The organism is Nguyenibacter vanlangensis, assembly GCF_013376155.1.
Lineage (GTDB): Bacteria > Pseudomonadota > Alphaproteobacteria > Acetobacterales > Acetobacteraceae > Gluconacetobacter > Gluconacetobacter vanlangensis.
In genome coordinates, this window is sequence record NZ_JABXXP010001303.1 from 1 (window position 1) to 501 (window position 501).

Sequence of the window (501 nt, forward strand, 5' to 3'; positions counted from 1 at the left end):
CAGCAGGGGCGCCAGGCGCGGGCGCCCGGGGCGCCGTGTGGCTATCATCGGGTCCATTCGGATCTCCTTGCATGCGGCCGTATGTAAAGGGCGGTCGTCTCCCCCAGGTCAACGTATGTCCGGGTCAACCTAATGTCTCGTCAACGCATGTCTCGTCGGACCAGGGCCGCGTCCCCAGCGGGCGGCGCGGCCATGTCGTCCCTGCAATCACAACCATATACGGCGTGACGGCGCATTTGCGAGAGGGGTAATATGGACGTACAGGCAGGTTTCGCTCCGATTGGCGGGGCATTGTGGATCCGCCGCCACGCCATGCCGGCGGGCGGCGCCCGGGCGCGGACGCGGCCGGATGCGGGCAGGAGGAACGGGGAATGACCAATCGAACCGGGGGTGAGATCGCCCCGCTGGTGCTGGACGCCTCGGCCATCGCCGAATTGCAGAGCGCGCTGGAGCGCGTCGAATCGGGCCGCGGCGTGCTGGTGCGCCTCGCCGACCTGATGG

The 501-nt window shown here is 68.5% G+C and carries 1 pseudogene; it reads left to right on the top strand.

Annotated features, from left to right (window positions below):
• Positions 1–371: 371 nt before the first annotated feature.
• Positions 372–501 (top strand): annotated as a pseudogene (locus HUK84_RS23890) (EcsC family protein); the annotation flags it as partial.